Here is a 26,079-nt window from a genome sequence, read left to right as displayed (position 1 = left end):
TTCTACCACCCGTACTCTTCACGCATTTCTTCGTAATCAAACACCTCTGGCATCTGGTATTTTGACTCACTATCAACAGATGCCACTTCAATTTCTTTCTCTGGTTCAAGAGGCACAGGTTTTTTAGCCTTTTCAACTACAGCTTGTTCTGCTTTTTGGCGTTCCTTTTTAGTTTTCTTTTGGGTAACGAATGTTTCGCGATCGCGTACCTCTGCCAACATTGAGCGATTGCTAATCATCTTCCCTGCTTGGCGAATCTTGCGACTACTAGCTTTCGCCTCATCCAAAGATAATTGCTCGGTTTCTAAATCCTGAGCAAATGCTCTAGCTAAAAACTCTTCTTTATTACCCGAATGGCGATAAACCAACAAAGTTGTAATGTCTTTGGGGTCATAGCGCAGTACAACGCTTTCACCTGCATAACCTGCCAAATTTTCTCCCCGATACGTCAGATTTTCAAATTGCAGATATCCACCTCTATAAATAGAGCGTCGAGTTTGCTTCATCAGGCAAATACGTAATTCCTCTTCTGAAATTACATTAGGAGAAGCAATTAATCCTGCTTCCCAACGTTGATAACGGGTTTGATCGCCCAGACGAGCATCAGGACGTTGGTTATATTTGTCCACGATGTAGCGCACAAACCTATGTTCCAACTCCCGTAAAGTCAGACAAGCCTCTTTCTCAGCTTGCTCTGGGCGTTCCTGCACATTTGATCCTGTGTATCCCGGCAAAGTAGAAAAGAAGTCGGTGTTAAAAGTCCCAAAGGGACGCTCAACAATGCCACCTTCACTGGGGCGATCGCGTAAATGACAAACAAACCCTAATTGCACACCTATCTGTTGCAAATGGTTTGAGCGAAAATCTTTACCACCATCGGTATAAAAATGTTCTGGTTTTCCGTAGGTTCCCCATTCTTCATGGAGTCCATATTCTGACCCATACTGCTTTGGCAAAATTGCATGACGCACTGCTAATGCTACTACCTGAGAACTCGGAGCATCAAAGCCTAAGTTTATCCCCATGATGCAACGGGAGTAAGTATCAACAACTGTTGTCAGCCAAGGACGACCCAAAAGTTCACCATGCTGATCTACCAGCAATAGGTCTACACGAGTATGGTCACACTGCCAAACATGGTTGCTATATTCTACTGATAAGTCTTTGCCATCGCGGGTTTTAACTGATAATCGAGAACCATGCCAACCTCGACTTCTAACACCTGCTTTTTGTTCTTGCTGCTCAATAATCGGTTGTAGAACTCGATACACAGTCCTATAGCTGGGATATTTTTTTTGTCCTAATTCAGCCGCCCTTGCTTGTACTCTGATTGCCACTTGTTGGGGAGTAATTCGCTTACTACCTTTATTGCCTTCCTTATAAGTTTTGATGATGAACTGTTGCCAATCAGTGTCTATTCGATGTTTGCCTTTGTCAGCCCGTGCCGTAGTTTGAAGTGCAGCTAAACCTTCCTCTTCCCATTTTTTTACTAGTCGCCGTACCGTTCGCACAGACTTGCCTAGTTTGGCTGCAACCTCCCTTTGTCTTTCTCCATAGGTGATGCGATCGCATGGTTCTAGCAATTGCTGAATCATTTCCAGCAAATGCCTATTATCTGCTGATAGTTCAGTCACAATCTCATCGTTTTCTGGCTCTTGATCGCCATTGGAATGTTCGTCCAGCATATTTACATATATGTGCTATACAAACGTAGTTGTATTGTACTATATAAAGGACATTTATTTTGTCAATTTTGGTAAAAATTCTGGTTCAGGGCGTTTTTCAAGAGGGGACAGATATTTTGGCAAAATTACAAAAGAGGACAGGTATTTTGGCAATAAATTTCTAGTAGGCTATTTTGAGGCTAAAATAGTAAAACCCTTACTGAGTAAGGGTTTTAAGGTAAATATTTTTAAGGACATTATTTTGTCAAGTGGTCATTTAATTTGGCAATCGACATATTCAGGGAAAGTTTGCGCTTAAGAATGATGAATATCGTGAAGTACGTTCTTTGCGACTGACTGATGATACCTCGAAGAGCTTAGGGATAGCCTCTGAATGTTTGGGTTTAACTCCTGCTGACTATTTAGAACACATTGTTAGACATAACGCTCTACCAAGTATTACACGGGAAGACTCAGAAATTTTAGCTCCCCATCAGGAAGAAAACGAACCTCAACCGAGTATTACACGGCAGAGGGAGTTTCATCAGACATCTGATAAGGCAGCAAAACAATCTGTTGGGTTGGCGATAGAGGAACTTGAAATTTTACGCGATCGCATTTTGTCCCAACTGAAGTTAGGTAAGCAAGCTACTGGGTATAAAACTGCTCAGAAGGTTCTCAATCGTTTCATTGCTGAACTACTCGGTTCAGTTTAGCTGTTTGGGGAATTCGCCAACGGTATCACTGGGGTTCGCACCCCCAGTTACCCCAGGGCCGATTCATTCCCTTTCAAACAGGATTTGTCAAGATGGTTAGCGATAAAAATCATAAGTATGAGTAACGACGAAACAGACTTTTAAGCACATAAATAACAGTGCAATTGTCTATTTTCTCGATACGTACGTAGCAAAATCATCAATTTTATTTTGCTAGAACCCTTGATTTTTCAAGCTTATTAGGGAATGAATCAGCCCTACCAGTTACCCCACTTTCTTCTTCACTCAGTTTTGGAGAAAGAAAAAACTAAGAAACACTTACTCGATGAAATCTATGTTCTGCTTACAGCAAGGGTTTGTCGTAGGTAATGCTGCGCAACACTTTTGCGTAGTCGTGGCTTAATGTCATCTTGAGGTTGATCTGAGGTACAGCCGTGTGCGATTTGTCCTGAAGAAATCCGTATTCTAAGGGGATTTAAAACTGTGATGAGGTTTTCCATTGAGCAAATGTTATTTAGAACAACATTATAAGGAAAGTCTAATCGGCGATCGCCCTTGAGCAGCACTTTTCGGTCTACTGAAAATACTTTCCCCTGCCTCTTTAGGTCGTATTAATCATGTTTTTACAGGCTTTGAACCCTCGTAAATTGTCAACGGTATTGTAATGAGAATTGCTGTATAGTTTGAGGTATGCCAGATAATACTCTCAAGCGTTGCTTTATGATTTCTCTACCTGGTATCGCCATCCAAGACAAGATATACGAAAGTTCTAATTCTCTAGTGTATCGAGGCATGAGAGACGATGGGGTAGGGATCATCGTTAAAATGCTAAAGCTTGATTATCCCACTTTCCAAGAACTGACTCGCTACAGACAGGAATATAAAATTACCCGTTCCCTCAATCTGGAAGGAGTTATCAAGGCATACAACCAGCAGGATTATCAACGCACTCTGGTGATTCTCTTAGAAGATTTTGGAGGAAAGTCCTTAGAGCAATGGATGCACAAGCGTCCAGATATTTTCTGCCCGATGCCTTTATCCCAATTTTTAAGTCTTGTGATCGCCCTCACCGATATTCTAGGCAGAATCCACGCAGCCAATGTCATTCATAAAGATATCAACCCTGGAAACATAGTTCTCAATCTGGATACTGGTGTTGTCAAAATTATTGACTTTGGAATTGCCACCCAATTTAACCGCACGAATCCGACTTTCAAAAGTCCTCATGTTTTAGAAGGGACACTCGCATACCTATCTCCAGAGCAAACCGGGCGGATGAACCGTTTACTCGATTACCGCACCGATTTTTACTCCCTTGGTGTGACATTTTACGAACTGCTCACTGGACAACTCCCATTTCCCACCACAGATGTGCTGGAGCTAGTCCATTGTCATATTGCCAAACATCCAATTGCGCCTAATGAAATAAATACAACTATTCCCAAGCCAGTTTCAGATATCATTCTCAAACTGATGGCGAAAAATGCTGAAAATCGCTATCAAAGTGCTTGGGGTATCAAAGCGGATTTAGAAATCTGTGCTGAACAATTAGCACAAATCGGTCAAATCTCTAGCATTCAACTTGGGTTTCAAGACGTTTGCGATCGCTTTCAAATTCCCCAAAAACTTTATGGACGGGAAAAGGAAGTTGCAATGTTACTGGCGGCGTTTGATCGTGTAGCGTGTCCAGAGTCAAATCCCGTTGCTGCTTTACCAAATAATTCAGAAACAACTTCACAAACCCAACAAACGGGCAAGCCAAAATTCCAAGTTGAAATGATGTTGGTATCTGGCTATGCTGGCATTGGCAAATCAGCGTTAGTACAGGAAATTTATAAACCAATCACCCAAAAGCGTGGCTATTTTATCTCTGGTAAATTCGATCAATTTCAGCGCAATATTCCCTACAGCGCGATCGCATCTGCCCTGCAAAAATTGGTACGGCAATTGCTCAGTGAACCAGACTACCAAGTGCAAAAGTGGCGATCGCTCTTACTTACAGCTTTGGGAAGCAACGGACAAATCATCATTGATATCATCCCGGAAGTTGAATTAATTATCGGCAAGCAGTCGCCCGTACCATCCGTTGGAGCAACTGAAGCTCAAAATCGCTTTCATCGAATCTTTGGGCAGTTTGTGCGGGTGTTTTGTTCAAAAAAACATCCCCTGGCGATATTCTTAGATGATTTGCAATGGATAGACTCAGCAACGCTGAATTTAATTGAGTTGATGCTGCTGGATGAGCAAGCCCAATCACTATTTTTGATTGGGGCTTATCGAGATAATGAAGTAAAGCCAACGCATCCATTAGCATTAATGCTAGAGAGACTGCGAAAACAAGGGGTAGTACTTCAGGAAATTATTTTAGCACCCTTAACGCTCTTGCCGTTGAATCAGTTGATTACCGAGACGCTGCATCGGAATGCAGACATCGTTCGTCCTTTAGCTGAGTTAGTTTTGCGTAAAACTGAGGGCAATCCGTTCTTTGTCAATGAATTTTTGAGAATGTTGTATAGCGAAAATCTGCTGACATTTGATGCTGAACATTTATGCTGGCAATGGAACATAGCTGATATTCAAGCCCAGGATATTACCGATAATGTGGTGGAGTTGCTACTGATCCAGTTAAATAAATTACCAGAAAACACACAGCAAATTCTCCAATTAGCAGCTTGTATCGGTGCTGAATTTAATTTAGATACTTTATCTATTGTTTGTGATAAACCACCTGAAACAGTTTTTCAAGATTTACTAGCAGCCATACAAGTTGGATTAATTCAACCACTATCTGAATTAGATGAAAACTTGTTAATTCAAGAGTATAAGTTCTTGCACGATCGCGTCCAGCAAGCTGCTTATGCCCTAATCGATGAATCGCACAAACAGGTGGTTCATCTGCAAATCGGTCGCAATCTCCTCGAAAAAACTTTGCCAGAGGAGTTATCAGAGCGGCTGTTTGAAATTGTCGATCATCTCAATTTAGCGATCGCTCTCGTCTTTGGGCAGGAACGAAACAGCATTGCCAGACTCAACTTAATGGCAGCCCAAAAAGCCAAAGCGGCTACTGCCTATAGTGCGGCTTTGAAGTATGCGATCGCAGGCATCGAGTTACTCGCAACCGATAGTTGGCAACAGCAGTATGACCTCAGTTTGATTCTCCATGAAGAAGCCGCAGAAACTGCCTATCTATCCGGTGACTTTCTGGCGATGGAGCAATGGGTTGCTATTGTTCTGCAAGAAGCCAGAACCATTTTAGATCAAGTGAAAGTTTATGAGGTCACAATCAAAACTTATGTAGCACAAACTCACAAGTTAGACGCGATTAAAGTCGGGTTGCAAGTGTTGGCAAAACTAGGGCTGAACCTGCCAGAATCACCTACAGAATTGCAGATCCAACAAGCATTAAAAGAAACAGAAGAAGTTCTGCAAGGAAGGAATATTCAAGATTTGGTGCATTTACCTTTAATGACAGATGCCAGTAGATTGGCAGCCATGCGGATTATTTCAAATATCGCTTCTCCTGCCTTTCAGGCTGCACCTGCACTGTTTTGGCTGATGGCATGTGAGCAAGTCAAGTTATCGATTCAATATGGCAATGCACCCACTTCTGCGGTTGCCTATTCTTGTTATGGAGTCGTGATCACCGCAGCAACTCAGGATGTAGAGAAAGCTAATCAGTTAGGTCAACTCGCCCTCAACCTTGTGAAACGGCTGAATGCCCAAGAACTTAAATGCAAAACTTTTCTAATTGTTGCGGAAGGCATCAGCTTTGGCAAGTCTCATTTTAGGGAGATTGTATCCTTATTGCAGGAAAGTTACTCCAGCGGAGTAGAAACCGGAGATTTCGGATTTGCAGGTTTAGCGGCTTACCAAAAATGTGAGTATTTATATTTCAGTGGATTAGAACTGACAGAATTAGAACAGGAGATGGAGAATTACAGCCATGCGATCGCCCAATTGAAGCAGGAAACTTGCTTAAATTACCATCAAATCTTTTGGCAGGCAGTGCTTAACTTACAAGGACAGGTTAATAACCCCTGCTGTTTACAAGGCGTTGCTTACAATGAGCAACAGGGATTGAACCGCTATTTAGCAAACAATGATTCTCTGGGATTTCAATATTTCTATATCAACAAGCTGATCCTCTGCTATCTATTTGGGCAGTTTACTCAAGCGTTAAAGAATGCAAATGCGGCCCAAGGGTATCTCAAAGGTGCGCCAGGGCAAGTAACGATGCCACTGTTCTGCTTTTACGACTCTTTGGTACGACTAGCAATTTATTCATCTGTTCCTGATTCAGAAAAAAAAGCATTGCTCGTTAACGTGAGTAGCAACCAGGAAAAAATGCACAAATGGGCGCGTTATGCGCCGATGAATTTTCTACATAAATATCATTTAGTCGAGGCAGAAAAAGCGCGAGTTTTAGGTCAGTTGATTGAGGCAGAAAAATTATACGAACAAGCGATCGCAGGAGCTAGAGAAAACGGATATATTCAGGAAGAAGCCTTAGCTTACGAATTAGCTGCTAAACATTATCTGGCGCGAGGGTTGGAAAAATTTGCCCAGATATATCTGAAGGAAGCTCACTACTGCTATGAACGGTGGGGCGCAACGGCAAAGGTTAAAGATTTAGAGACTCGTTATCCTCAACTGTTTCCTCAGCCATCCAACGCAGTTTCTACATCAGTTCACAGCACAACGGGAACCACCTCAAATACCTCACATACTGCTCTCGATTTAGCGACAGTGATGAAAGCAGCTCAAGCAATTTCCAGTAAGATTGAACTGGAGCAGTTGCTCAGTTCGTTAATGCAGATCCTCATTGAAAATGCTGGAGCGCAAACCGGATGTCTGCTTTTAGAAAACGCAGGAGAATGGATGATCGAAGCGACCTGTGAAATCACTGAGGGTGTACAAGTCTGTGCAACCCAAGTGCTGCAATCGACTTTGATCGCAAATCGTTTACCTGAATCGATCATTCATTATGTGATTCGGACTCATGAGTCGGTCATTCTCAATGATGCTACTCGTGAAGGTAATTTTATCAATGATTCCTATATTCAACACCACCAGACTCAATCAGTCTTTTGTTTACCGCTGCTCAATAAAAGCAAGCTCATCGGTGTTTTGTATTTAGAAAATCAGTTAGCAACTGGGGCATTTACACCGGAGCGAACGCAAGTTTTGAATCTTCTATCTACTCAGGCAGCGATCGCGATCGAAAATGCCAAACTCTATGCAAAGCTTCGGGCAAGCGAAAGCAGGATGACTCAATTTCTAGAAGCAGTTCCGGTAGGAATTGGCATCATTGATGCAACTGGTCGTTCTTACTATGCCAATCAGCGGGGCATTCAACTCATGGGCAAGGGGATTGATCCTGCCGTGCCGCCGGAGCAAATCTCAGAGGCTTATCAATTTTATGTGACGGGAACAGATCGAATCTATCCCACTGAAAAACTGCCAGCCATCCGGGCATTGGGCGGCGAACGCACCACCGTTGATGACATGGAAATTCGCCAAAATAGCGCCACCATTCCCATTGAGGTATGGGGCACTCCAATCTTTGACGAACAGGGCAAGGTAGCTTATGCGATTGTAGCCTTTCAAGATATCACTGAGCGCAAACAAGCAGAGAAACTTCTAGCCGACTACAACCGCACATTAGAGCAACAGGTAGCCCAACGAACGACGGCTTTACAGAAAAGCGAAGCAGCAGTGCGCGAGCGAGAACAGGAATTACGACTGATTGCCGACGCTCTACCAGTTCTCATCAGCTATGTAGATGGTAATCGGTGTTATCAATTCATCAACCGTACCTATGAGGTTTGGTTTAACCGTAGCTGCAATGAAATTCTGGGCAACCCTGTTCGCCAACTTCTCGGTGAGGCGGTTTATCAACGAGTTGAACCGTATATTAATCAGGTGTTTGAAGGGCAAACTGTATCCCTGGAGGCAGAAATCCCTTTTCCGCTTGGTAAGCGGTGCATCAGCGCGACCTTGATCCCTGATTTCGATGACAATGCTCAAGTGAGAGGCTTCTACAATCTCATCACAGACATTAGCGATCGCAAACGAGCCGAACACGCCTCAATTCTGGAAGAACGCAACCGGATGGCGCGAGAAATTCATGATACACTAGCTCAATCTTTTACAGGTATTCTGCTTCAAGTTGGAGCAGTAACACAAGTGCTGGCGGATGACCCACAAGCAACCCAAGTACATCTGGAAATGATTGAGGAACTAGCACGCGCTGGGCTGGCAGGGGCACGGCGATCCGTATCAGCACTCCGTCCGCAGCTATTAGAAGAAGGTAATTTAGAGAGTGCCCTGCATCGGATTGTGGCTCAAATGCGATCGACGACTGACACAGATCTGATTTGCCAAACTCAGGGTACAGCATATTCCTTACCAACCGAAGTGGAGAATAACTTACTCAGAATTGGGCAGGAAGCATTAACCAATGCGATTAAATACGCAAATGCTGGCGAAATTTTGGTTGAGTTAGTGTACAGCGAGACACAGTGTACCTTACGGGTTAAAGACGATGGCAGGGGCTTTGGAGTAGGTAGCATTCCTTTGAGCGGTGGGTTTGGCTTATTAGGAATGAGCGAACGAGCAGAGCGCATTGGCGCACAACTAATAATTCAAAGCCAACCAGGTCAAGGAACAGAAATTATTGTCACTATCAATCGAGAGTGAGGTTACGATGAGCCAATCCACTACGATTCGGGTGCTGATTGTTGATGACCATGCCATAGTCAGAAAGGGTCTAGCAACCATCATTAACCGCGATCCAGAGATGACGGTGATTGCTCAAGCAGAAGATGGGCAGCAGGCGATCGCCGCGTTTCGAGAACACCAACCTGATGTCACACTAATGGATTTACGAATGCCCCAAATGGAAGGTGTTGAAGCCATTATGGCGATTTGTGCTGAATTTAAGCAGGCTCGGATCGCCGTACTCACAACCTACGATGGCGATGAAGATATCTATCGCGGCTTGCAGGCGGGCGCTCAAGGCTATCTGCTTAAGGATGCTAAAGTTGGCGAGCTTTTGAATGCGATTCGCGCCATTCATAATGGTCAGAAATACATTCCGCCAGAAGTGGGCGCAAAATTATTGCAGCGAATGAGCAATCCAGAACTCAGTGAACGAGAGTTGGAAGTGCTGCATTTGATGGCACAAGGAATGGGTAATCAAGAAATTGGTACTGCTTTGATTATTGGTGAAAGTACCGTCAAATCGCATATAAATCGGATTTTGAGCAAATTGGGCGTGAGGGATCGCACACAAGCCGTGATTACTGCTGTTAAGCGTGGGATTGTCAATTTATAAGCTGTACTGAAGTTGGTATCCAAATTCCAACTTTAGTTGGAGACAACCTTCCACTGCGAGATGGACAGGTTCATCCATCACTCGATTGTACAAAAATGTCAACCCAGAGTGGACGACAACAAAGGGCCAATTGTCTATATTAAATCCATAGCAACGTTAGCGCAGTTGGGTTGTAAGGCTGAAGTTTGCTTAATACAAACCGAAACATGACTTACGACCGTGATAATTATATTTCCTTATTCGTTCCGCCTTCAACCCAGGATCACATCCAAGGTGTACTGAATGCTGCTGTAGTCTTCGTCATGTATGGAGATTATGAATGTTTTCAAAGTGCCAACGTCTATCGATTGATTAAAGTTGCCGGGCAGCAATTGCAGGTTTCGTTTGGAGAAAACAATTTAGGTTTTATCTTCCGTCATTTTCCTCAGATACAGATTCATCTACATGCTAAACGGGCAGCGGAAGCTGCGGAAGCCGCTGCGGCTCAAGGGCAGTTTTGGCAAATGCATGAGATGCTGTTTATCCATCAACAGGAATTGGGAAATGGCTATCTAGTGGAGTACGCCAATCGTTTAGGACTTGATATTTCTCAATTTTTACAGGATTTATCCAGAGGTGTGCATGTCGATCGCATCAATGCGGATATCGAAGGTGGACTGCGAAGTGGAGTTGAGGTTGCACCCGCTTTGTTTATTAATGGAATTCGCTATCTTGAGCGCTGGACTGTTGAGCAGATAATGGCAGCCGTTGTTGCTGCAAATGATTAAAATAATTCGTAATTCGTAATTCGTAATTAAGGTTTTGATGCTTATCCCAACAAGTATTTCAGCGGGGAGTATTTCATAACTTCTATACCGACAACAACAACCAAAGATTTCAGCAATTTAGAAAGAATACAGAGGCGATCGCAATGATAGTTTTTACATGGAAAAAAGTTCAAAGATTGTTACTGTGGTTACTTGCATTAAGTGCTGTCGTTGGGATATTAATGCATCCAACATCAGCTACCGCCAAGGAATTACCTCAAGCCTCCAACTCTAAAAGAGCGCTCGTTATCGGTCATGGGGCTTTTGCTGACGGTACATCAAAATCATTTTGGCTTCTTAATAACTACCTTACCATCGTCGCCGATCACACCACAACTGATGGTAAATATGACCTGGTTGAGGGCTATTTCCCTCCTGGTGCCCAGACTCCACCCCATCGCCATACACGCTATTCAGAACAACTTTATGTGTTGGAAGGAGAGTTCACTGTCTGGGTTGGTAAGAATAAAGTTGTGCTAGGCGCAGGTGAAAGTGCCTTCATTCCGATGGGCACACCCCATGTTGTCGCTGCACTCAGTGACCAGCCAGCTCGCGGGTTAGTCGTTGCTTCGCCCAGTGCCTTTGCTCACTTTATTGAAGCAACAGGGACGCAAAACCAGAATGAGGCACCTGACATGGAATTGTTGAATCGCATCTCTAGCGAAATTGGCGACGAAATTCTGGGTGCGCCCGGAGATCTCCCTTAGAGAAGACGTTTTTCTTTCTTCTTCCACTCTTTGTAATAATTAAGCTTTTTGATGCTTATCTTAAGAAGTATTTCAGCGGGGAGTATTTCATAACTTCTATACGGACAACAAGAACCAGAGATTTCAGCAATTTAGCAAGAATACAGAGGCGATCGCCATGATGGTTTTTACAGGGAAAAAAGTTCAAAAATTGTTGCTATGGTTATTTGCATTAAGTGTTGTCGTTGGCATATCAATGCATCCAACATCAGCCACCTCCAAGGAATTACCTCAAGCGTCTAACTCTAAACCTGCGATCGTTCTCGTTCATGGGGCTTATGCTGACGGTACATCATGGCAACACGTTATTCCATTGTTAGAGCAGGATGGCTATAGAGTGACTGCTGTGCAGATTCCCCTCACCTCGCTTGCTGATGATGTGGCAACAACGAAGCGGGTGATTAATAATCAAAAAGGTTCCGTTGTTGTAGTCGGAGATTCCTATGGTGGAAATGTGATTACGGGTGCGGCTGCTGGCAATCCACAGGTGAAAGCTCTGGTTTATGTTAATGCTTTTGCACCAGATGTCGTGATTGAAGCAGCAAGCACATCTGTGAAGTAATCCCAATTTTAAGAGAAACAGTTTCTCGGTACATACAAATAGAACAGACTTAATTATTGATTCTAGGAGATCCGATCATGCCGACTCAAAATACAGGCATCACTAAAGTCGATGGCAGTCAACCCTTACTGCATCAACATGGATATGAAATTCAGCAGTATGGTACTCTTCGTGATTTGCCAATTGTTCTCAACCCCAGTGCCCGCAGCGAAAGTTGTGTTTTAGTCAATCAAATTTTGGCAGATACGATTATTCTCTATCACCTTTACAAGAAACATCACTGGTTGATGCGCGGACATACGTTTTATCAACTGCATCTGTTACTCGACAAACACGCCAGCGAACAAATTGGGTTAATTGATGCACTAGGTGAACGGGTACAAACACTGGGAGGTGTGGCGATTGCTGACCCGCGTCATGTGGCAGAAGTTACTAAGATTAAGCGTCCGCCCAACGGCGTTGAGGAAGTACCTGTAATGTTGTCGCGGTTACTAGAAGCCCACGAGTTAATAATTGGAGAATTGAGAGTGGCGATCGATAAAACAGCAGCAAATCAAGATAGTGGTACTAACGATTTGTTAGTGAGCCAAGTGCTACGAACCAATGAGACGCAAGTTTGGTTTCTGGCAGAACATTTGGTGGATACACCATTGGTACGCAGTTAAATTCAGCGATCGCTCTTTAAATCAGTTCATTCTTGACTCCATTTATCAATTGTAGATAACAGAGAAAGAGAACTTTATGACTAATTATGACTACATTGTAATCGGTGCAGGGTCAGCAGGTTGTGTGGTTGCCAATCGTCTAACCGAAGACAATGACACAACTGTGTTACTCCTGGAAGCGGGTAACCCAGATACGAAACCAGAGATTTTCATCCCAGCACAGTGCGTCAATCTACTAGGCTCAGAGGTGGACTGGAGCTATTTCTCTGAACCAGAACCCTTCTTGAATAATCGCAAAATGTTTTGTTCCCGTGGCAAAGTCTTGGGAGGCAGCAGTTCGATTAATTTCATGATGTATGTCCGAGGCAATCATCACGATTATGATCACTGGCAGGAGTTGGGAAATCCCGGTTGGTCGTACCTTGATGTCTTGCCTTATTTCAAGAAATCTGAACACTCCTCACGCGGTGGCTCCGCCTACCACGGAATTGATGGGGAGTTGAGCGTTACCGATCTCATTGCGCCTACTGCAATTTCTCAACGATTTGTAAAGGCATGTGTGGAAATGGGATTTGACTACAATCCTGATTTCAACGGTACGCAGCAGGAAGGAGCCGGACTCTATCAGCAGACTATTAAGGAGGGTAAACGGCACAGTGCTGCTGCTGCATTCCTTGTTCCCATTCTCCAGCGTCGCAATTTGACCATAACGACTGGGGCATTGGTGACTCGATTGTTGTTTGAGGGAACCCGCACCGTTGGGGTGGAATATCTGCACGAGGGAATGCTGCACCAAGTCAGGGTTGAGCGGGAAGTGATTTTAAGTGCGGGCGCGTTCGATTCGCCCAAACTGCTAATGCTTTCCGGCATTGGGGATGGAGCACACTTACAAACATTAGGGATTTCTGTTGTTGTCGATCTGCCAGGTGTTGGTCAAAACCTGCAAGACCACATTTTCTCTCCTGTGGTATACCAGGCAACTCAGGATTTACACTTTGCCAGCACCAGTAGTATCGGAGAAGCTGGATTATTTTTGCATAGCAAGTGGAATTCAGCGGTTGCACCCGATTTACAGTTTCTATTCGGTTCCATTCAGCTCTTACCCCCTGGTTATGCTCCAGCGGCATTTGGATTTACGGGTGCAGTCGCTTTGACCCATCTGCAAAATATTGGCAGTGTCGGTTTGCGATCGCCTGAACCTAAAGACACACCGATGCTTCAGATGAACTACCTACAAAGTGAAGCTGATGTGCAAAAGCTGGTTGAAGGAATTAAGTTAATCCGCCAAGTGTTTCAGTCCAGCGTTTTTGATGAGTTTCGTGGTGCAGAAATTGCTCCGGGTGCTGAGGTTCAGAGTGATGAAGCACTCGTTGCTTATATCCGCAACAATAGCAGTACTGTGTGGCATCCGGTTGGCACCTGCAAAATGGGCATTGACTCAATGGCAGTGGTAGATCCTGAACTACGAGTACATGGAATTGAAGGGTTACGGGTTGTAGATGCCTCCATCATGCCCACCATCACGACCGGAAATACGAACGCACCCACCATCATGATTGGTGAGAAGGCAGCGGATTTAATTAAAGCAGGTCGCACAGCAGGAACGGTTCTCAGCAAATCTAACGTCCAAAATTCGGCGTATTCATCTATTTAGAAACGGGCGATCGTCTTTGATCAATCTCAGATTATCATACCTGTTGAGTGTTTATCGGTCGATGTTAGGCAAACAAAACACTCGACCTCTGTAAAGGAATACACAATGGCACTGATTACAACACCATTCGGACGACATTCCACCGCCGCCGAGGTCGTAGAAGGAATTGATCTTTCCGGCAAGCGGGCGATTGTTACGGGAGCCGCATCGGGCATCGGCACAGAAACGGCGCGGGCACTGGCTCAAACTGGAGCGATCGTCACACTAGCTGTGCGTAATACCGATGCTGGAGCGCAAGTCGCGGCTGACATTATGGCTACTACTGGGAACCGGAATATTCATGTTGCTTTGCTTGATTTAAGCGATCGCAACTCAATTGCCAAGTTCATTGCTGCCTGGCGTGAGCCTCTGCACATCCTCGTTAATAATGCAGGGGTAATGGCACTGCCCGAACAGCGCACACCCGAAGACTGGGAGATGCAATTTGCCACTAACTATCTCGGACCCTTTGCCCTAGCGCTCGGACTACACGACGCTCTCGCAGCAGAGGGTGCCGCCCGTATCGTGTTGGTTAGTTCTAGCGGGCACTTGATGTCGCCCATTGTGTTCGATGATATTCACTTCATGTTCCGTCCTTATGATCCGTGGTTGGCGTATGGACAGTCCAAGACTGCAAGCATCCTCTTTGCTGTGGGAGCTACTGCACGCTGGTTCAAGGATGGCATTACCGCTAATGCCCTGATGCCCGGGGCGATCGCAACCAACCTCCAGCGTCATACGGGCGGTCTTAGAACCCCACCTGAGCAGCAGAAGACAATAGCGCAGGGTGCGGCAACTTCCGTTCTGTTAGCAACCTCTGGGCTACTAAAGGGCGTTGGCGGACGCTATTTCGAGGACTGCAATGAAGCCACTCTCGTCACCAACGGGAACGGCTATATGAGCGGAGTTGCCCCCTACGCCCTCAACCCAGACAATGCCGATCGGCTCTGGAATGAATCGTTGCGCCTGCTCGCTTGACCTGGCAGTAACAGTGAGCGTCAAAGGTTTGCTGTTCACCGTACAAAAGGCACTGCCACTGTTGCCAGAGGGCGCTTCTATTATCCTGAATGCTTCGACTGCTTCCATAAAAGGTACACCAGCTTTCAGTGTTTACAGCGCCACCAAAGCCGCTGTGAGATCGTTTGCTCGGAATTGGACACTCGACCTTAGAGAACGCAAGATCCGAGTGAATGCCATTAGCCCTGGTGTGGTTCCGACTCCTGGTTACGATCATCTGGGATTGAATGACCAGCAGTTGCAAGAATTTGTAGACAGCCAAGCCAGCGCCATCCCACTGGGACGAGTCGGCAAACCCGATGAGATTGCCAAAGCGGTTGTTTTTCTGGCTTCAGATGATAGCAGCTTTGTGAACGGCATTGAGTTGTTTGTTGATGGTGGTATGGCACAGATTTGAAGTCCAAAAGAAGTTAAAGCTGGCGGGACTACTTTCAGGAGCAGATAGATCGACCTAAGTAGAACGGTGCAAATAAACCGAAGTATGTAACGAAAAGTAAAGTTGCCTAAAACTCTCTTCCCTTCTGCCATCTGCCCTCTGCCTCCTGCTTTGTCATAACGACAATTTTTAACATCGACCTACTTATCGTAAAACGCCATCATGTCACTTTTATCACTTACAAGGAGTAATCCCATGACTGCATATCGCACAGTTTCCATCGATGGTTTAGATATCTTCTACCGTGAAGCGGGTTCTCGTGATAATCCAACGATTCTGTTATTGCACGGCTTTCCAACTTCCTCTCACATGTTCCGCAATCTCATACCTGCCCTCGCTGATAAATTCCATCTCGTTGCACCTGATTATCCTGGCTACGGCAACAGTTCAATGCCAACTGTAAATGAATTTGATTACACGTTTGATAATTTGGCTGAGATTGTAGAAAAATTCATTGCTGCGATCGCTCTCAAAAAGTACAGCCTTTATGTGATGGATTATGGCGCACCGATAGGCTATCGGATTGCCGCTAAATATCCAGAACGCGTGCAATCTCTGATTGTTCAAAATGGCAATGCTTACGAAGAAGGTCTACGCGAATTCTGGGAACTAATTAAGGCATACTGGCAAGAGCGATCGCCTGAGAATGCCCAAAAGCTCAAATATCTTGTCACCCTGGAAGCGACGAAGTGGCAATATACCAACGGTGTTCGCAATCTAGAAGCAATCAGCCCCGATACCTGGACTATCGATCAACATTTCCTTGATCGCCCAGGCAACGATGAGATTCAACTGGCGCTGCTGTATAGCTATGGCACGAATCCACCACTATATCCGCAATGGCAGGAGTATTTTCGCAAATATCAGCCACCAACCCTGATTGTTTGGGGTAAGAATGACTACATCTTCCCCCCAGAAGGCGCTCATCCCTACAAGCGCGACTTAAAAGACGTGGAGTTGCATTTACTCGATACCGGACATTTTGCCTTGGAAGAAGAAGGCGATGTGATCGCAGACCATATTGCTCAATTTCTCGCCTCACGACTGCAACCCGTCTCTGTCTAATTGAGTGCAAAAGTTGCTGGGCGATCGCTCAAAATGTCTAAGGAGTAATGGCATGACCACATTTAACACAGTTTCGATCAATGGTTTAGATATCTTTTACCGAGAAGCTGGTTCCCGCAGTAATCCGACAGTTCTGCTGTTGCACGGCTTTCCAACCTCCTCTCACATGTTTCGCAACTTGATATCTGCCTTAGCCGATCGCTTCCATCTTGTTGCCCCTGATTATCCAGGTTTTGGCTATAGTTCCATGCCCACGGTGGACGAGTTTGATTACACCTTTGATCATCTTACCGAAGTAATGGCAGGCTTTATCGCTGCGATCGGATTAAACCGCTATAGTCTTTACCTGATGGATTATGGCGCTCCCATTGGCTATCGCCTGGCAACGCAGCATCCTGAGCAGATTGAGACGCTGATTGTGCAAAATGGCAATGCCTACGAGGAGGGACTCGGTGATTTCTGGGAGCCTATGCGTGCTTTTTGGCAGAATAAGACACCCGAAAATGGCGATCGCGTGCGACAGGCTTTGACAAGCAAGGGCACGAAATGGTATTACATGACTGGAGCCAGGAATCTAGAAAACCTCAGTCCCGATACCTGGACTCTGGATCAGGCACTCCTTGATCGCCCTGGCAATATAGATATTCAATTGGCATTAAAATACGACTACCAGTCCAATGTGCGGTTATATCCACAATGGCAAGCTTACTTGCGCCAATATCAACCACCGACGCTAATTGTATGGGGCAAAAATGACCAGGGCTTTTTAGTCGAGGGAGCTTATGCCTACAAACGCGACTTAAAAAACCTGGAGTTTCATTTACTTGATACCGGACACTTTGCTCTGGAAGAAGATGGTGACGCGATCGCAAATTATATCGAGCAATTTCTCACATCACGACTGCAATCCGTTCTCGCCTGATTGGTGGAAATAATGGATTATCCCAGCATTGCTCATGCTCAAGTATAAACCTTTGAATAACAATACCTTCGCCAAAAAAAGAGTATGAACACAGAGGACTGATGTAGTAAAGATCGGCTGGAATCTTCAAAAAATGACCAAATAAAAAATACCTACCTTTGTAAGGGCTTTTATTGAAAAATTAAGGAGGATTGGTCATGGCAGCAATCGATACAGCACCGTTAGAAAACAGCCTGGGATTTCTAGCTTTAGGAGCTTACATTCTCACCTTAATGCCCACAAATCTTAGAATAATTTTTCCTCAAACTAAACAAGCGAACCTTCCCAAATGGCTGTTAAAATATCGACGAATTATCGGGATTCTGGCTTTCTGCTTGGCTTTGCTTCACGGTTTCCTCTTAGTGAAAAAGAGAGACCTTGATTTTTTAGATCCCAATACCTATTGGATTTATATCCAGGGTATATCTACCTTCATAATTTTTACCCTATTGGCAATTACTTCTAATGACTGGAGTGTCAAAAGACTGAAAAAAAATTGGAAGCGATTACATACCCTGACTTACTTAGCCATGTTCCTGCTCACTTGGCACGTTTGGGACAAAATGTTAGAGCATTGGAGCTATTTAACCCCGATTGGGCTAGTAGGGATTGTCACGACAACCCTTTTATTTCTGATGCGACGCTGGATTGAATATCGAAATAAACAACAAAAAGCGCAAGGAAAAGCGTTCTCATCTCAAATTCCAGAAAAAATTACTCTATAAGCTGTCGCGCATTTAATTTGCACAACTAGGGCGGGCTTTTCGGCCCACCCCACAATAGATTCATTTTTTGAGGATGCAAATTAAAAGATTTTTAGCTTAGTACTAGTAGTCTCCGACACCGTTACGCAGTGGGTGCAAGTCAGATTATTCTCCCACTCGCACAAGGAATGTCCTGTTATGAGATCGAAACAAATTACCAGGAAATCTTCAGCAGCATTGGCAATCAGCACCCTAACAATCTTGGTTGGTAGTAGCAGTTGTGCTAGCCTATTGTCTTCCTTCCGAAACGCTAGTATTGCTACTACCTCTGTTGCAACCATTCAACCCTTAAGTTCTCTCCAAGGAAATTCAACTTGGGTTTACGCATTGGCAATTAGCCCTGATGGACGCTTCCTCGCCAGTGGCAGTTACGATAAAAAAATTAAAATCTGGGATCTGCCTAGTAACACCTTACTCTACACTTTAGAAGGACACGGCGATGCAGTGGTAAGCCTTGCCATCAGTCCAGATAGCAAGCTGCTCGCTAGTGGCAGTTGGGATAACCGGATTAAACTCTGGAATTTAGAGACGGGACAACTGCTTCGTACCCTAGATGGCCATACAGATGATGTAGAAGCCGTTGCCATCAGCCCCAACGGAAAGTGGTTAGCCAGTGGTAGTGCTGACACAACCATCCGCATCTGGAACGTGCAGACTGGCATACAAGTTCATCAGTTATCGGATGGAAAGTGGGTAAGAACTGTTGCTTTTAGTCCAGATGGGCAGACCTTAGCTAGTGGCAATGAGGCTGGTACAGTCAAAATTTGGCGCATGGATGGTGCTGTTCTAAAAACCCTGAATGCTCATTCACAAGCCGTGCGCTCAGTGACTTTTAGCCCTGATGGACAGACTTTAGCGAGTGGCAGTGCTGATAGGACAGTCAAACTCTGGCAAATGCCCACTGGAAAATTGTTGCACTCCCTAATTGGACATTCAGGAGTTGTGTGGTCAGTGGCTTTCAGCCCTGATGGTAAGAGATTAGCTAGTGGTAGCAATGATAGCACTATCAAGTTATGGGGGTTGCCTGAAGGCAAACTCTTGGAGAATTTGATCGGGCATGAGCGAGGCGTGCGGTCAGTAGTTTTCAGACCGCATGGAAATATGATCAGTAGCAGTGCCGACAAAACCATCAAACTCTGGTCTCTTCCTAAAGAGTGACAAGAAGCTTTCACCAAACAAGATCAACTATTTCTGATTCTGTTGAACGATTTGAATTCAAAAGAGTAAACCCATGACCACTTATCGCACAGTATCGATCGATGGTTTAGATATCTTTTATCGTGAAGCTGGTTCTCGTAATAATCCGACGATTCTGCTATTGCACGGCTTTCCAACCTCGTCCCACATGTTCCGCAATCTAATTCCGGCGTTGGCGGATCAATTCCATCTGATTGCACCTGATTATCCTGGTTTTGGCTATAGTTCTATGCCAACGGTGGATGAGTTTGATTACACCTTCGATCGCCTTGCCGAAGTGATGGCAAGCTTTGTCGATGCGATCGGATTGAAACGCTATAGCCTTTATTTAATGGATTATGGCGCTCCCATTGGTTATCGATTGGCAACACAGTATCCAGAGCAGATTGAGACGCTAATTGTGCAAAATGGCAATGCCTACGAGGAGGGTCTTGGTGATTTCTGGAAGCCCATGCGCGCTTTTTGGCAGAATAAGACACCCGAAAATGGCGATCGCGTGCGACAGGCTTTGACAAGCAAGGGCACAAAATGGTATTATACTAATAGAGCTAGGAATATAGAAAACCTCAGTCCCGATACTTGGACTCTGGATCAGGCAATCCTCGATCGCCCTGGCAATATAGATATTCAATTGGCATTAAAATACGACTACCAGTCCAATGTGCGGTTATATCCACGATGGCAAGCTTACTTGCGCCAATATCAACCACCCACGTTAATTGTATGGGGCAAAAATGACCAGGGCTTTTTAGTCGAGGGAGCTTATGCCTACAAACGCGACTTAAAAAACCTGGAGTTTCATTTATTTGATACGGGGCACTTTGCTCTGGAAGAGGATGGGGATGCGATGGCAGACCATATTCACAGCTTTCTCAGCACTCACGTTGTAGAGAATACCAAACTAACCACTAGTAACAAATAGTTTTGGCTCTTAAACGATGTCGGTAAAAAGTGATTGTGATTTGACAATTACTACTGATCAAGCAGCAGTGTTAAATCAATTAACTTAACATCTCAACAGATTGTTTACAATTCATTAAAGGAGAATGTCATGGTTGCTCAAGCAAACTCGCAAGCAGCAAAAATTGTGGAATTTGCGGATGATCCACGTCTTTCCAAAGGAACGAAGGAATTTTTGAAAGTGCTGAATTCAGGGGGTGTGGCGCTGGAGAAACTCACTGCACTTGAAGCACGTCAAGTCCTTGTGGATGCACAGGCTTCTGTTTCAGTAGACCTTTCAGGCATTGAAGAATCCCAAAAGACGATTACTGCTGACGGTTATCCAATCACACTCAATATTGTACGACCATTAGGGGTCAAAGGCACATTACCTGTTTTCATCTTTATTCATGGTGGTGGTTGGGTGCTGGGTGATTACCCAACACACAAGCGCATGGTTCGCGATCTGGTTGTGCTTTCAGGGTTTGCAGGTGTCTTTGTCAACTATACTCGCACGCCAGATGCTCAGTACCCACAGGCAATCAATGAGATTTATGCTGCGACCAAATGGGTTGCTGAGCATGGTGAGGAAATTGGTGTGGATGGCAAGAATTTGGCAGTTGTTGGCAACAGTGTCGGCGGTAACATGACAACTGTCACTGCTTTGAAGGCGCAAGAAAAAGGAGGGCCACACATAAAGCTGCAAATTATGATGTGGCCGATTGTAGATGCGGATTTTGAAACGAATTCTTATCACCAATTTGGCGATCAGCGTTTTCTGACTGTACCCACGATGAAGTGGATGTATGACATGTACATCCCTGACCCAGAAAAGCGCAAAGACATTTATGCTTCTCCCCTACAGGCGACGGTTGAGCAACTCAAAGGCTTGCCTCCAACGTTAATTGTGGTTGCAGAGAGCGATATTTTGCATGACGAAGGCACAGCCTATGGACGCAAGCTCGATGAAGCTGGGGTCGAGGTAACAACTGTGCAGTACAACGGCATGATTCATGACTTCGGACTACTGAATGGTTTAGCCGAGTTGCCAGAAACCCGTTCTCTGTTTGTTCAAGCTGCTGCCCAATTGAAGAAATATCTGCAATAGGATGCGTAGTTTACAAAGAAAGGCAGAGGGCCGTTCGCGTAGCGGCGACCATAGGAGAAGGCAGGAGGCAGAAGGGATGAGTAGTATTAATGACAACTTTAGTTCTGGGTTTAAAGCCGATTTAATCAATAATTATACTGAAACTGCTTGCATCAAGGTATAAAAAGTCATTGTTTCAATCCCACTCTTTTAAGGGTGGGTTCCTTCTGCCCTCTGCCTCCTGTCTCTTGCCTTCTGAACGCCGCAGGCATCCTTTCCCGTTATGCCAAAACCTCGAAGTTTAAGTCTGTAAACGAGACGTTTACCTTCTTGCAAATGAACAAGAATTTAACGAAGATTCAAGGTATGAGACGTAAAACTAAGTTTCTGTACTTTTGGGCTACAGTCGTCGTTACAGTTTTAGCTTTAAAACCAACTCCAGGTGCCGCTCAAACCCACTCAGACACACAAACGGTTGACATTCAGGAGTTAGTCCGGACTCGCTGTGCCACCGATTCACGGAACACCTATCTCGAATGGAGCGGTTCTGTTTATGCGTTTGTTCCTCAAGAACAGCAGCGAAAGTTATTTAGTATCATCGGCATGAATGTTGCACGCTGCTTTCAGAATCAGCAAGGACAATGGTTATTAACATCTCGTGAACTTCAGTACTATTTAGATCCAGAGACGAATCAGGTGCTAAATCGCTGGCAGAATCCCTGGACAGGGGAAGTAGTGCCCGTAGTGCATGTTGCGAATAATCCCGTTCAGAACAACTTAGGACAAGGGAGATTCCCCGCTTTGGCGGCTGGCAGAAATCTCATTCTCACATTGGATGTTCCGCTTACCTATCCTAAAGTTCTAGCCAGTGATCCGAAGTTTCAAGACTATAGTCCCGAACCACTCTATCAAGCTGGGGAATTTTTTAAGTTTGTAGTTCCTGAAGCAAGAGTCGAACAGCTTAACGTTCTTACAGTACTGAATGTTTCAGGCACTTGGAATCGCATTGGTCCCTGGCTACCTTGGATGAAGATGAAAGGGAAACCAGGACAATTAGTTTACAGTGCTAGTATTCGGAAACTGCAAAGATTTGAGGAGCTTTCCCCATTGCTTCAGCAAGAAATTAAATCACGAGTCCCAGTTTATCGCACGGCTCCTACTTGCTATTTAGCTGCAAAGAGTAAAACTTCCTGGACCTACTTTCACGAATACTTTGACAATTATCTTGCTGGCGATCAATTCCCCATTTCTGAGACACAGAGCAACCAACCTTGTCAGCAATAAGCCTGTGCTGCTTCTAGAGATCTTAACTCACTTACGATCTCTACAAAGTTTAGAAGTAGAATCTCTAATTTGAGGTGTCTGAAATTACTTTGTTCTACCGTGCTTTATCTGTTATGCCAAGAGTATAAAAAAGTGAGAGCAACGCTCTGGGCAGCAAGCCGCGATCAGTGTCGATGCGATCGCCTTGTCCGAAAGCATTCGCAACTGCGGTCTGGGAACTCGCATTAAAGAAACGTTAATGGCTTCCTGAAGCGATGACTCTGCGCCGTTTCACCTTCAAATGGATCGTAATAACAAACTACTCTCAGGTAATTACCTGCTATGAACAGCCACACACCGAGCGCTAGGGACATTATCGGATCATCACCGTTGATTGCGATCGAAAACGAAGCACCACCCAAGCTGATTGTCGATCCACCGCTTCCTGAACCGTTAGCACAGGGTCGCGTCTTTATCCAGTACCGGACGGAGAACCTACGCGTGTTGCCAGTGTTTGGCAAAGGTGCCCTTGAAGTATCGCCGCGCATCGGTCATATCCACATCACCGTTGACGACGCGCCGTGGCACTTTGTCGATGCCAGTGGGGAAACGATCATCCTGGTCGGACTGGAACCTGGCGCACACAAGGTGCTGATTGAACTAGCTGACCCCACGCACAAAGTAATTACCAGCGAAACGGTGAAGTTCACACTGCCCGATCTTAAGAAATTATCATGAAAAAACTAGAGGGAAAAATTGCAGTTGTAACGGGGGCATCTGGGGAAACGCTGCACATCGCGGATCGTATTCATTGAACTGTATTAAACTGCTTTTGAGGTAATTCGGTCGGCACGGATTTAATGCCAATTAAATCATACTGAGACGTTGGCAAAGCCTCTCTGAACGAGAATCGCTATTATATCGCTTACATACTATGAACAACGCCGAAAATCCTCGACTACCCCTGCCGCCTTTTGATCATGAATCCGCTATCCAAAAAGTCCGAATTGCAGAGGATGCTTGGAACACACGTAACCCTGAACTAGTATCACTTGCTTACACGTCGGATAGCATTTGGCGTAACCGTTCAGAATTTCTATGTGGTCGTGAGGCAATCGTCGAGTTCTTAACACGTAAGTGGCTTAAAGAATTAGAATACCGTCTGATCAAAGAGCTTTGGGCTTTTCAAGACAACCGAATTGCTGTCCGGTTTGCTTACGAATGGCATAATGATTCCGGCAACTGGTTCCGTTCTTACGGCAATGAGAATTGGGAGTTCGATGAACATGGATTCATGCGATGGCGTATTGCCAGCATCAACGACCTGCCAATTCACCAGAGCGATTCTCCGAAGGAGACGCTACGCGAACGCAAATACCACTGGCTACTAGGTCGTCGTCCTGACGATCATCCAGGATTGTCCGACCTCAATCTTTGAAAAGCCGAAGCAACGACCATATTACCCAGTTTTTATCCTGCAAGAAGTCCACTGCTATGAACGCAAACAACGGCATCATCAACCAGTTCAGCCCGCTCAACTTGAAGCTTTACCCGAAAGCTGGCGCGACTACTTCCAGGAGCAAAGTCATCGTCAGGATAGGTCAAAGTTTAAATAGCAAATTATTAAAAAGGACACCATGACAACTCAAAATGTAACCATTTCAGCCTTGTCCGGGGGCAGTTTTAGCGCCTATCTAGCAGCACCCAATACTCAACCTTATGCAGGGATTGTGCTGATTCAAGAAATTCTTGGGGTAAATATTAATATGCATCAAATTGCCGATGATTATGCTAAGTCCGGCTATTTGGTGCTTGTGCCAGATTTGTATTGGCGACTGGAACCCGGTGTGCAACTTGATGCTGACGATCAGGATCAGTGGGCTAAAGCCTTTGAGTTACTCCAAGCGTTTGATGTGGATAGCGGCGTAGAAGACCTAAAGGCAAGTCTGTCTTTTCTGCGGCAGTATCCCAGCAGCACAGGTAAGGTCGGTAGTGTGGGCTTTTGTTTGGGCGGCAAACTGGCATATTTCATGGCAACACGTACTGATGCAGATGCCAACGTTAGTTACTACGGTGTTGACATTGAAAAGAATTTAGCAGAGGCGACAAAAATTCAGAAACCGCTGATATTGCACATGGATGAAAATGACGAGTTTGTGTCATCAACTGCTCAAGCATCCATTCAGCAGAGACTGAAAGACAACCCCTTGGTAACAATCTATCGCTATGAAGGAGTGAGTCATGGGTTTAGTCGCGTGGGTAGTTCCGCTTATCACAAAGAAGCCGCAGAATTAGCGCGCGATCGCACCTTGGCGTTTTTAAAACAGCATTTAGGCAGTGGTGTCAAAGTCTGAAATAGGGCGACTACTGCCAGATAATTCGCCCACTGCGATCGCCCTGGCAACCAAGTATTCTGATTTGGGTATATAGCCAATGCAGTCCTTTCTACAAATGAAGTTGTAGCAGCAATGCACTAATGTCAAACTCATTAATTTTAAAACACTCATGAAAAAATCTGCGTTACTCCTAGCTCTGCCAATCAGTATTTTAGCTAATTTTTCCTTAAGAGCTTCTGCTGATTCTACTGCTGGCATCCTCCTGAGTACAAAATGCCAGGGTAGTTACAACATCAGTATTTGGCAGAATTATACTTCTCGTGAACTGCTCTATCGCGCGACCAGTCCCAACGGGAATTTAAGTTTGGGCAAAGGAACTAGCCAAGCGACAGAAGGTGTTCGAGTATATAAGTTTCAAAGTGGAATTTATGAATATTGGGTGTGGGATGGCACGTTAGATAACCCGCAATCTGGAACTTTAGAGGTGTATAAAAACAACCGTATTTTGATGAAGCAAGCTTGTAGAAAAATTTGAATTTTTTAGCGGGTGTTAGCACTTTTTAGAAGCCCAACTAGTAGTCTGTCAAATTCATTTTGTGAGGTAAACTCAATCTTCAATTTCTTTTTTTCTTTCTCTTTCTTTGTGTACTACCCTTCTCCTTCGGAGACGCTACGCGAACGGGAACGACTTCGTCGAACGCGCCTTCTCTGCGAGACGCTGACGCGAACGCGGTTCGTTTCTCAACCCCATCAAAATTAATGCGATGAACCACTAGGGCAAATACGTTATCGCTAAAACCCTCTTAGTCAGCCAGTTTTTTCGGAA

Annotated in this window: 23 protein-coding genes; 21 read left to right on the top strand and 2 right to left on the bottom strand. The window is 44.8% G+C overall.

What is annotated here, in order from left to right; genetic code table 11:
* Positions 1–2 precede the first annotated feature (2 nt).
* Positions 3–1,685 (bottom strand): Mu transposase C-terminal domain-containing protein, encoded by a 1,683-nt coding sequence (locus AACU32_RS04635; protein ID WP_096598278.1) that lies wholly within the window; start codon positions 1,683–1,685, stop codon positions 3–5.
* Positions 1,686–1,960: 275 nt separating this feature from the next.
* On the opposite strand from AACU32_RS04635, the gene AACU32_RS04630 reads away from it, so the two are divergent.
* The 19 genes from AACU32_RS04630 (at position 1,961) to AACU32_RS04540 (ending at position 24,355) form a co-directional block, all read left to right on the top strand.
* Positions 1,961–2,380, top strand: a complete 420-nt coding sequence (locus tag AACU32_RS04630) for a hypothetical protein (protein WP_096598274.1) — start codon at positions 1,961–1,963, stop codon at positions 2,378–2,380.
* 720 nt (positions 2,381–3,100) lie between these two features.
* Complete coding sequence (locus AACU32_RS04625) at positions 3,101–9,079, top strand: AAA family ATPase (RefSeq protein WP_096607857.1); 5,979 nt, start codon at positions 3,101–3,103, stop codon at positions 9,077–9,079.
* 7 nt (positions 9,080–9,086) lie between these two features.
* Positions 9,087–9,716: a response regulator gene (locus AACU32_RS04620; protein WP_096598272.1), complete on the top strand. Its 630-nt coding sequence runs from the start codon at positions 9,087–9,089 to the stop codon at positions 9,714–9,716.
* Between the two features lie 206 nt (positions 9,717–9,922).
* Positions 9,923–10,483: a DsbA family protein gene (locus tag AACU32_RS04615; protein WP_096598270.1), complete on the top strand. Its 561-nt coding sequence runs from the start codon at positions 9,923–9,925 to the stop codon at positions 10,481–10,483.
* A gap of 143 nt (positions 10,484–10,626) precedes the next feature.
* Positions 10,627–11,229, top strand: a complete 603-nt coding sequence (locus tag AACU32_RS04610) for a cupin domain-containing protein (protein WP_339377509.1) — start codon at positions 10,627–10,629, stop codon at positions 11,227–11,229.
* Between the two features lie 157 nt (positions 11,230–11,386).
* Positions 11,387–11,830, top strand: coding sequence for an alpha/beta fold hydrolase (locus AACU32_RS04605; protein WP_096598268.1), 444 nt, complete (start codon positions 11,387–11,389; stop codon positions 11,828–11,830).
* Positions 11,831–11,907: 77 nt separating this feature from the next.
* Positions 11,908–12,495 carry a Dps family protein gene (locus tag AACU32_RS04600; RefSeq protein WP_096598266.1) on the top strand — a complete coding sequence of 196 codons (588 nt, stop codon included), beginning with the start codon at positions 11,908–11,910 and terminating at the stop codon, positions 12,493–12,495.
* 76 nt (positions 12,496–12,571) lie between these two features.
* Positions 12,572–14,149, top strand: a complete 1,578-nt coding sequence (locus AACU32_RS04595; RefSeq protein ID WP_096598264.1) for a GMC family oxidoreductase — start codon at positions 12,572–12,574, stop codon at positions 14,147–14,149.
* A 105-nt stretch (positions 14,150–14,254) separates the two neighbouring features.
* Complete coding sequence (locus AACU32_RS04590; RefSeq protein WP_096598262.1) at positions 14,255–15,166, top strand: SDR family NAD(P)-dependent oxidoreductase; 912 nt, start codon at positions 14,255–14,257, stop codon at positions 15,164–15,166.
* Positions 15,167–15,179: 13 nt separating this feature from the next.
* Positions 15,180–15,602 (top strand): SDR family oxidoreductase, encoded by a 423-nt coding sequence (locus AACU32_RS04585; RefSeq protein WP_339377506.1) that lies wholly within the window; start codon positions 15,180–15,182, stop codon positions 15,600–15,602.
* A 234-nt stretch (positions 15,603–15,836) separates the two neighbouring features.
* Positions 15,837–16,706 (top strand): alpha/beta fold hydrolase, encoded by an 870-nt coding sequence (locus AACU32_RS04580; protein WP_096598260.1) that lies wholly within the window; start codon positions 15,837–15,839, stop codon positions 16,704–16,706.
* Positions 16,707–16,758: 52 nt separating this feature from the next.
* Entirely contained in the window at positions 16,759–17,628 is an 870-nt protein-coding gene (locus AACU32_RS04575; RefSeq protein ID WP_096598258.1) for an alpha/beta fold hydrolase, read from the top strand.
* A 197-nt stretch (positions 17,629–17,825) separates the two neighbouring features.
* Positions 17,826–18,392 carry a ferric reductase-like transmembrane domain-containing protein gene (locus tag AACU32_RS04570; protein WP_096598256.1) on the top strand — a complete coding sequence of 189 codons (567 nt, stop codon included), beginning with the start codon at positions 17,826–17,828 and terminating at the stop codon, positions 18,390–18,392.
* Between the two features lie 177 nt (positions 18,393–18,569).
* Positions 18,570–19,589: a WD40 repeat domain-containing protein gene (locus AACU32_RS04565; RefSeq protein WP_096598254.1), complete on the top strand. Its 1,020-nt coding sequence runs from the start codon at positions 18,570–18,572 to the stop codon at positions 19,587–19,589.
* 73 nt (positions 19,590–19,662) lie between these two features.
* On the top strand, positions 19,663–20,550 hold the full coding sequence (locus tag AACU32_RS04560) for an alpha/beta fold hydrolase (protein ID WP_096598252.1): 888 nt from the start codon (positions 19,663–19,665) through the stop codon (positions 20,548–20,550).
* 129 nt (positions 20,551–20,679) lie between these two features.
* Complete coding sequence (locus tag AACU32_RS04555; RefSeq protein WP_096598250.1) at positions 20,680–21,675, top strand: alpha/beta hydrolase; 996 nt, start codon at positions 20,680–20,682, stop codon at positions 21,673–21,675.
* A gap of 315 nt (positions 21,676–21,990) precedes the next feature.
* Complete coding sequence (locus tag AACU32_RS04550; RefSeq protein ID WP_096598248.1) at positions 21,991–22,938, top strand: DUF1838 domain-containing protein; 948 nt, start codon at positions 21,991–21,993, stop codon at positions 22,936–22,938.
* 321 nt (positions 22,939–23,259) lie between these two features.
* Positions 23,260–23,655 carry a DUF6130 family protein gene (locus tag AACU32_RS04545; RefSeq protein ID WP_096598246.1) on the top strand — a complete coding sequence of 132 codons (396 nt, stop codon included), beginning with the start codon at positions 23,260–23,262 and terminating at the stop codon, positions 23,653–23,655.
* Between the two features lie 196 nt (positions 23,656–23,851).
* Positions 23,852–24,355, top strand: coding sequence for a nuclear transport factor 2 family protein (locus AACU32_RS04540; protein ID WP_096598244.1), 504 nt, complete (start codon positions 23,852–23,854; stop codon positions 24,353–24,355).
* 32 nt (positions 24,356–24,387) lie between these two features.
* On the opposite strand, the gene AACU32_RS04535 is transcribed toward AACU32_RS04540, so the two are convergent.
* On the bottom strand, positions 24,388–24,522 hold the full coding sequence (locus AACU32_RS04535; protein ID WP_339377505.1) for a hypothetical protein: 135 nt from the start codon (positions 24,520–24,522) through the stop codon (positions 24,388–24,390).
* Between the two features lie 32 nt (positions 24,523–24,554).
* Here AACU32_RS04535 and AACU32_RS04530 point away from each other — a divergent pair, with 32 nt between their 5' ends.
* Both AACU32_RS04530 and AACU32_RS04525 read left to right on the top strand, forming a co-directional pair.
* On the top strand, positions 24,555–25,271 hold the full coding sequence (locus AACU32_RS04530; RefSeq protein WP_096598242.1) for a dienelactone hydrolase family protein: 717 nt from the start codon (positions 24,555–24,557) through the stop codon (positions 25,269–25,271).
* 151 nt (positions 25,272–25,422) lie between these two features.
* Entirely contained in the window at positions 25,423–25,788 is a 366-nt protein-coding gene (locus AACU32_RS04525) for a hypothetical protein (RefSeq protein ID WP_339377504.1), read from the top strand.
* Positions 25,789–26,079 lie beyond the last annotated feature (291 nt).

The organism is Calothrix sp. NIES-2100, assembly GCF_963875285.1.
GTDB lineage: Bacteria > Cyanobacteriota > Cyanobacteriia > Cyanobacteriales > Nostocaceae > Aulosira.
The sequence above is the reverse complement of the archived record's forward strand: the minus strand, read 5'-3'. Positions and strand labels throughout refer to the sequence as shown.

Bases quoted from the DNA above. Each gene is read 5' to 3' on its own strand.
- AACU32_RS04635 (WP_096598278.1), bottom strand. From the start codon at position 1,685: ATGCTGGACGAACATTCCAATGGCGATCAAGAGCCAGAAAACGATGAG.
- AACU32_RS04625 (WP_096607857.1), top strand. From the start codon at position 3,101: ATGATTTCTCTACCTGGTATCGCCATCCAAGACAAGATATACGAAAGT.
- AACU32_RS04620 (WP_096598272.1), top strand. From the start codon at position 9,087: ATGAGCCAATCCACTACGATTCGGGTGCTGATTGTTGATGACCATGCC.
- AACU32_RS04615 (WP_096598270.1), top strand. From the start codon at position 9,923: ATGACTTACGACCGTGATAATTATATTTCCTTATTCGTTCCGCCTTCA.
- AACU32_RS04610 (WP_339377509.1), top strand. From the start codon at position 10,627: ATGATAGTTTTTACATGGAAAAAAGTTCAAAGATTGTTACTGTGGTTA.
- AACU32_RS04605 (WP_096598268.1), top strand. From the start codon at position 11,387: ATGATGGTTTTTACAGGGAAAAAAGTTCAAAAATTGTTGCTATGGTTA.
- AACU32_RS04600 (WP_096598266.1), top strand. From the start codon at position 11,908: ATGCCGACTCAAAATACAGGCATCACTAAAGTCGATGGCAGTCAACCC.
- AACU32_RS04595 (WP_096598264.1), top strand. From the start codon at position 12,572: ATGACTAATTATGACTACATTGTAATCGGTGCAGGGTCAGCAGGTTGT.
- AACU32_RS04590 (WP_096598262.1), top strand. From the start codon at position 14,255: ATGGCACTGATTACAACACCATTCGGACGACATTCCACCGCCGCCGAG.
- AACU32_RS04580 (WP_096598260.1), top strand. From the start codon at position 15,837: ATGACTGCATATCGCACAGTTTCCATCGATGGTTTAGATATCTTCTAC.
- AACU32_RS04575 (WP_096598258.1), top strand. From the start codon at position 16,759: ATGACCACATTTAACACAGTTTCGATCAATGGTTTAGATATCTTTTAC.
- AACU32_RS04570 (WP_096598256.1), top strand. From the start codon at position 17,826: ATGGCAGCAATCGATACAGCACCGTTAGAAAACAGCCTGGGATTTCTA.
- AACU32_RS04565 (WP_096598254.1), top strand. From the start codon at position 18,570: ATGAGATCGAAACAAATTACCAGGAAATCTTCAGCAGCATTGGCAATC.
- AACU32_RS04560 (WP_096598252.1), top strand. From the start codon at position 19,663: ATGACCACTTATCGCACAGTATCGATCGATGGTTTAGATATCTTTTAT.
- AACU32_RS04555 (WP_096598250.1), top strand. From the start codon at position 20,680: ATGGTTGCTCAAGCAAACTCGCAAGCAGCAAAAATTGTGGAATTTGCG.
- AACU32_RS04550 (WP_096598248.1), top strand. From the start codon at position 21,991: ATGAACAAGAATTTAACGAAGATTCAAGGTATGAGACGTAAAACTAAG.
- AACU32_RS04545 (WP_096598246.1), top strand. From the start codon at position 23,260: ATGAACAGCCACACACCGAGCGCTAGGGACATTATCGGATCATCACCG.
- AACU32_RS04540 (WP_096598244.1), top strand. From the start codon at position 23,852: ATGAACAACGCCGAAAATCCTCGACTACCCCTGCCGCCTTTTGATCAT.
- AACU32_RS04530 (WP_096598242.1), top strand. From the start codon at position 24,555: ATGACAACTCAAAATGTAACCATTTCAGCCTTGTCCGGGGGCAGTTTT.
- AACU32_RS04525 (WP_339377504.1), top strand. From the start codon at position 25,423: ATGAAAAAATCTGCGTTACTCCTAGCTCTGCCAATCAGTATTTTAGCT.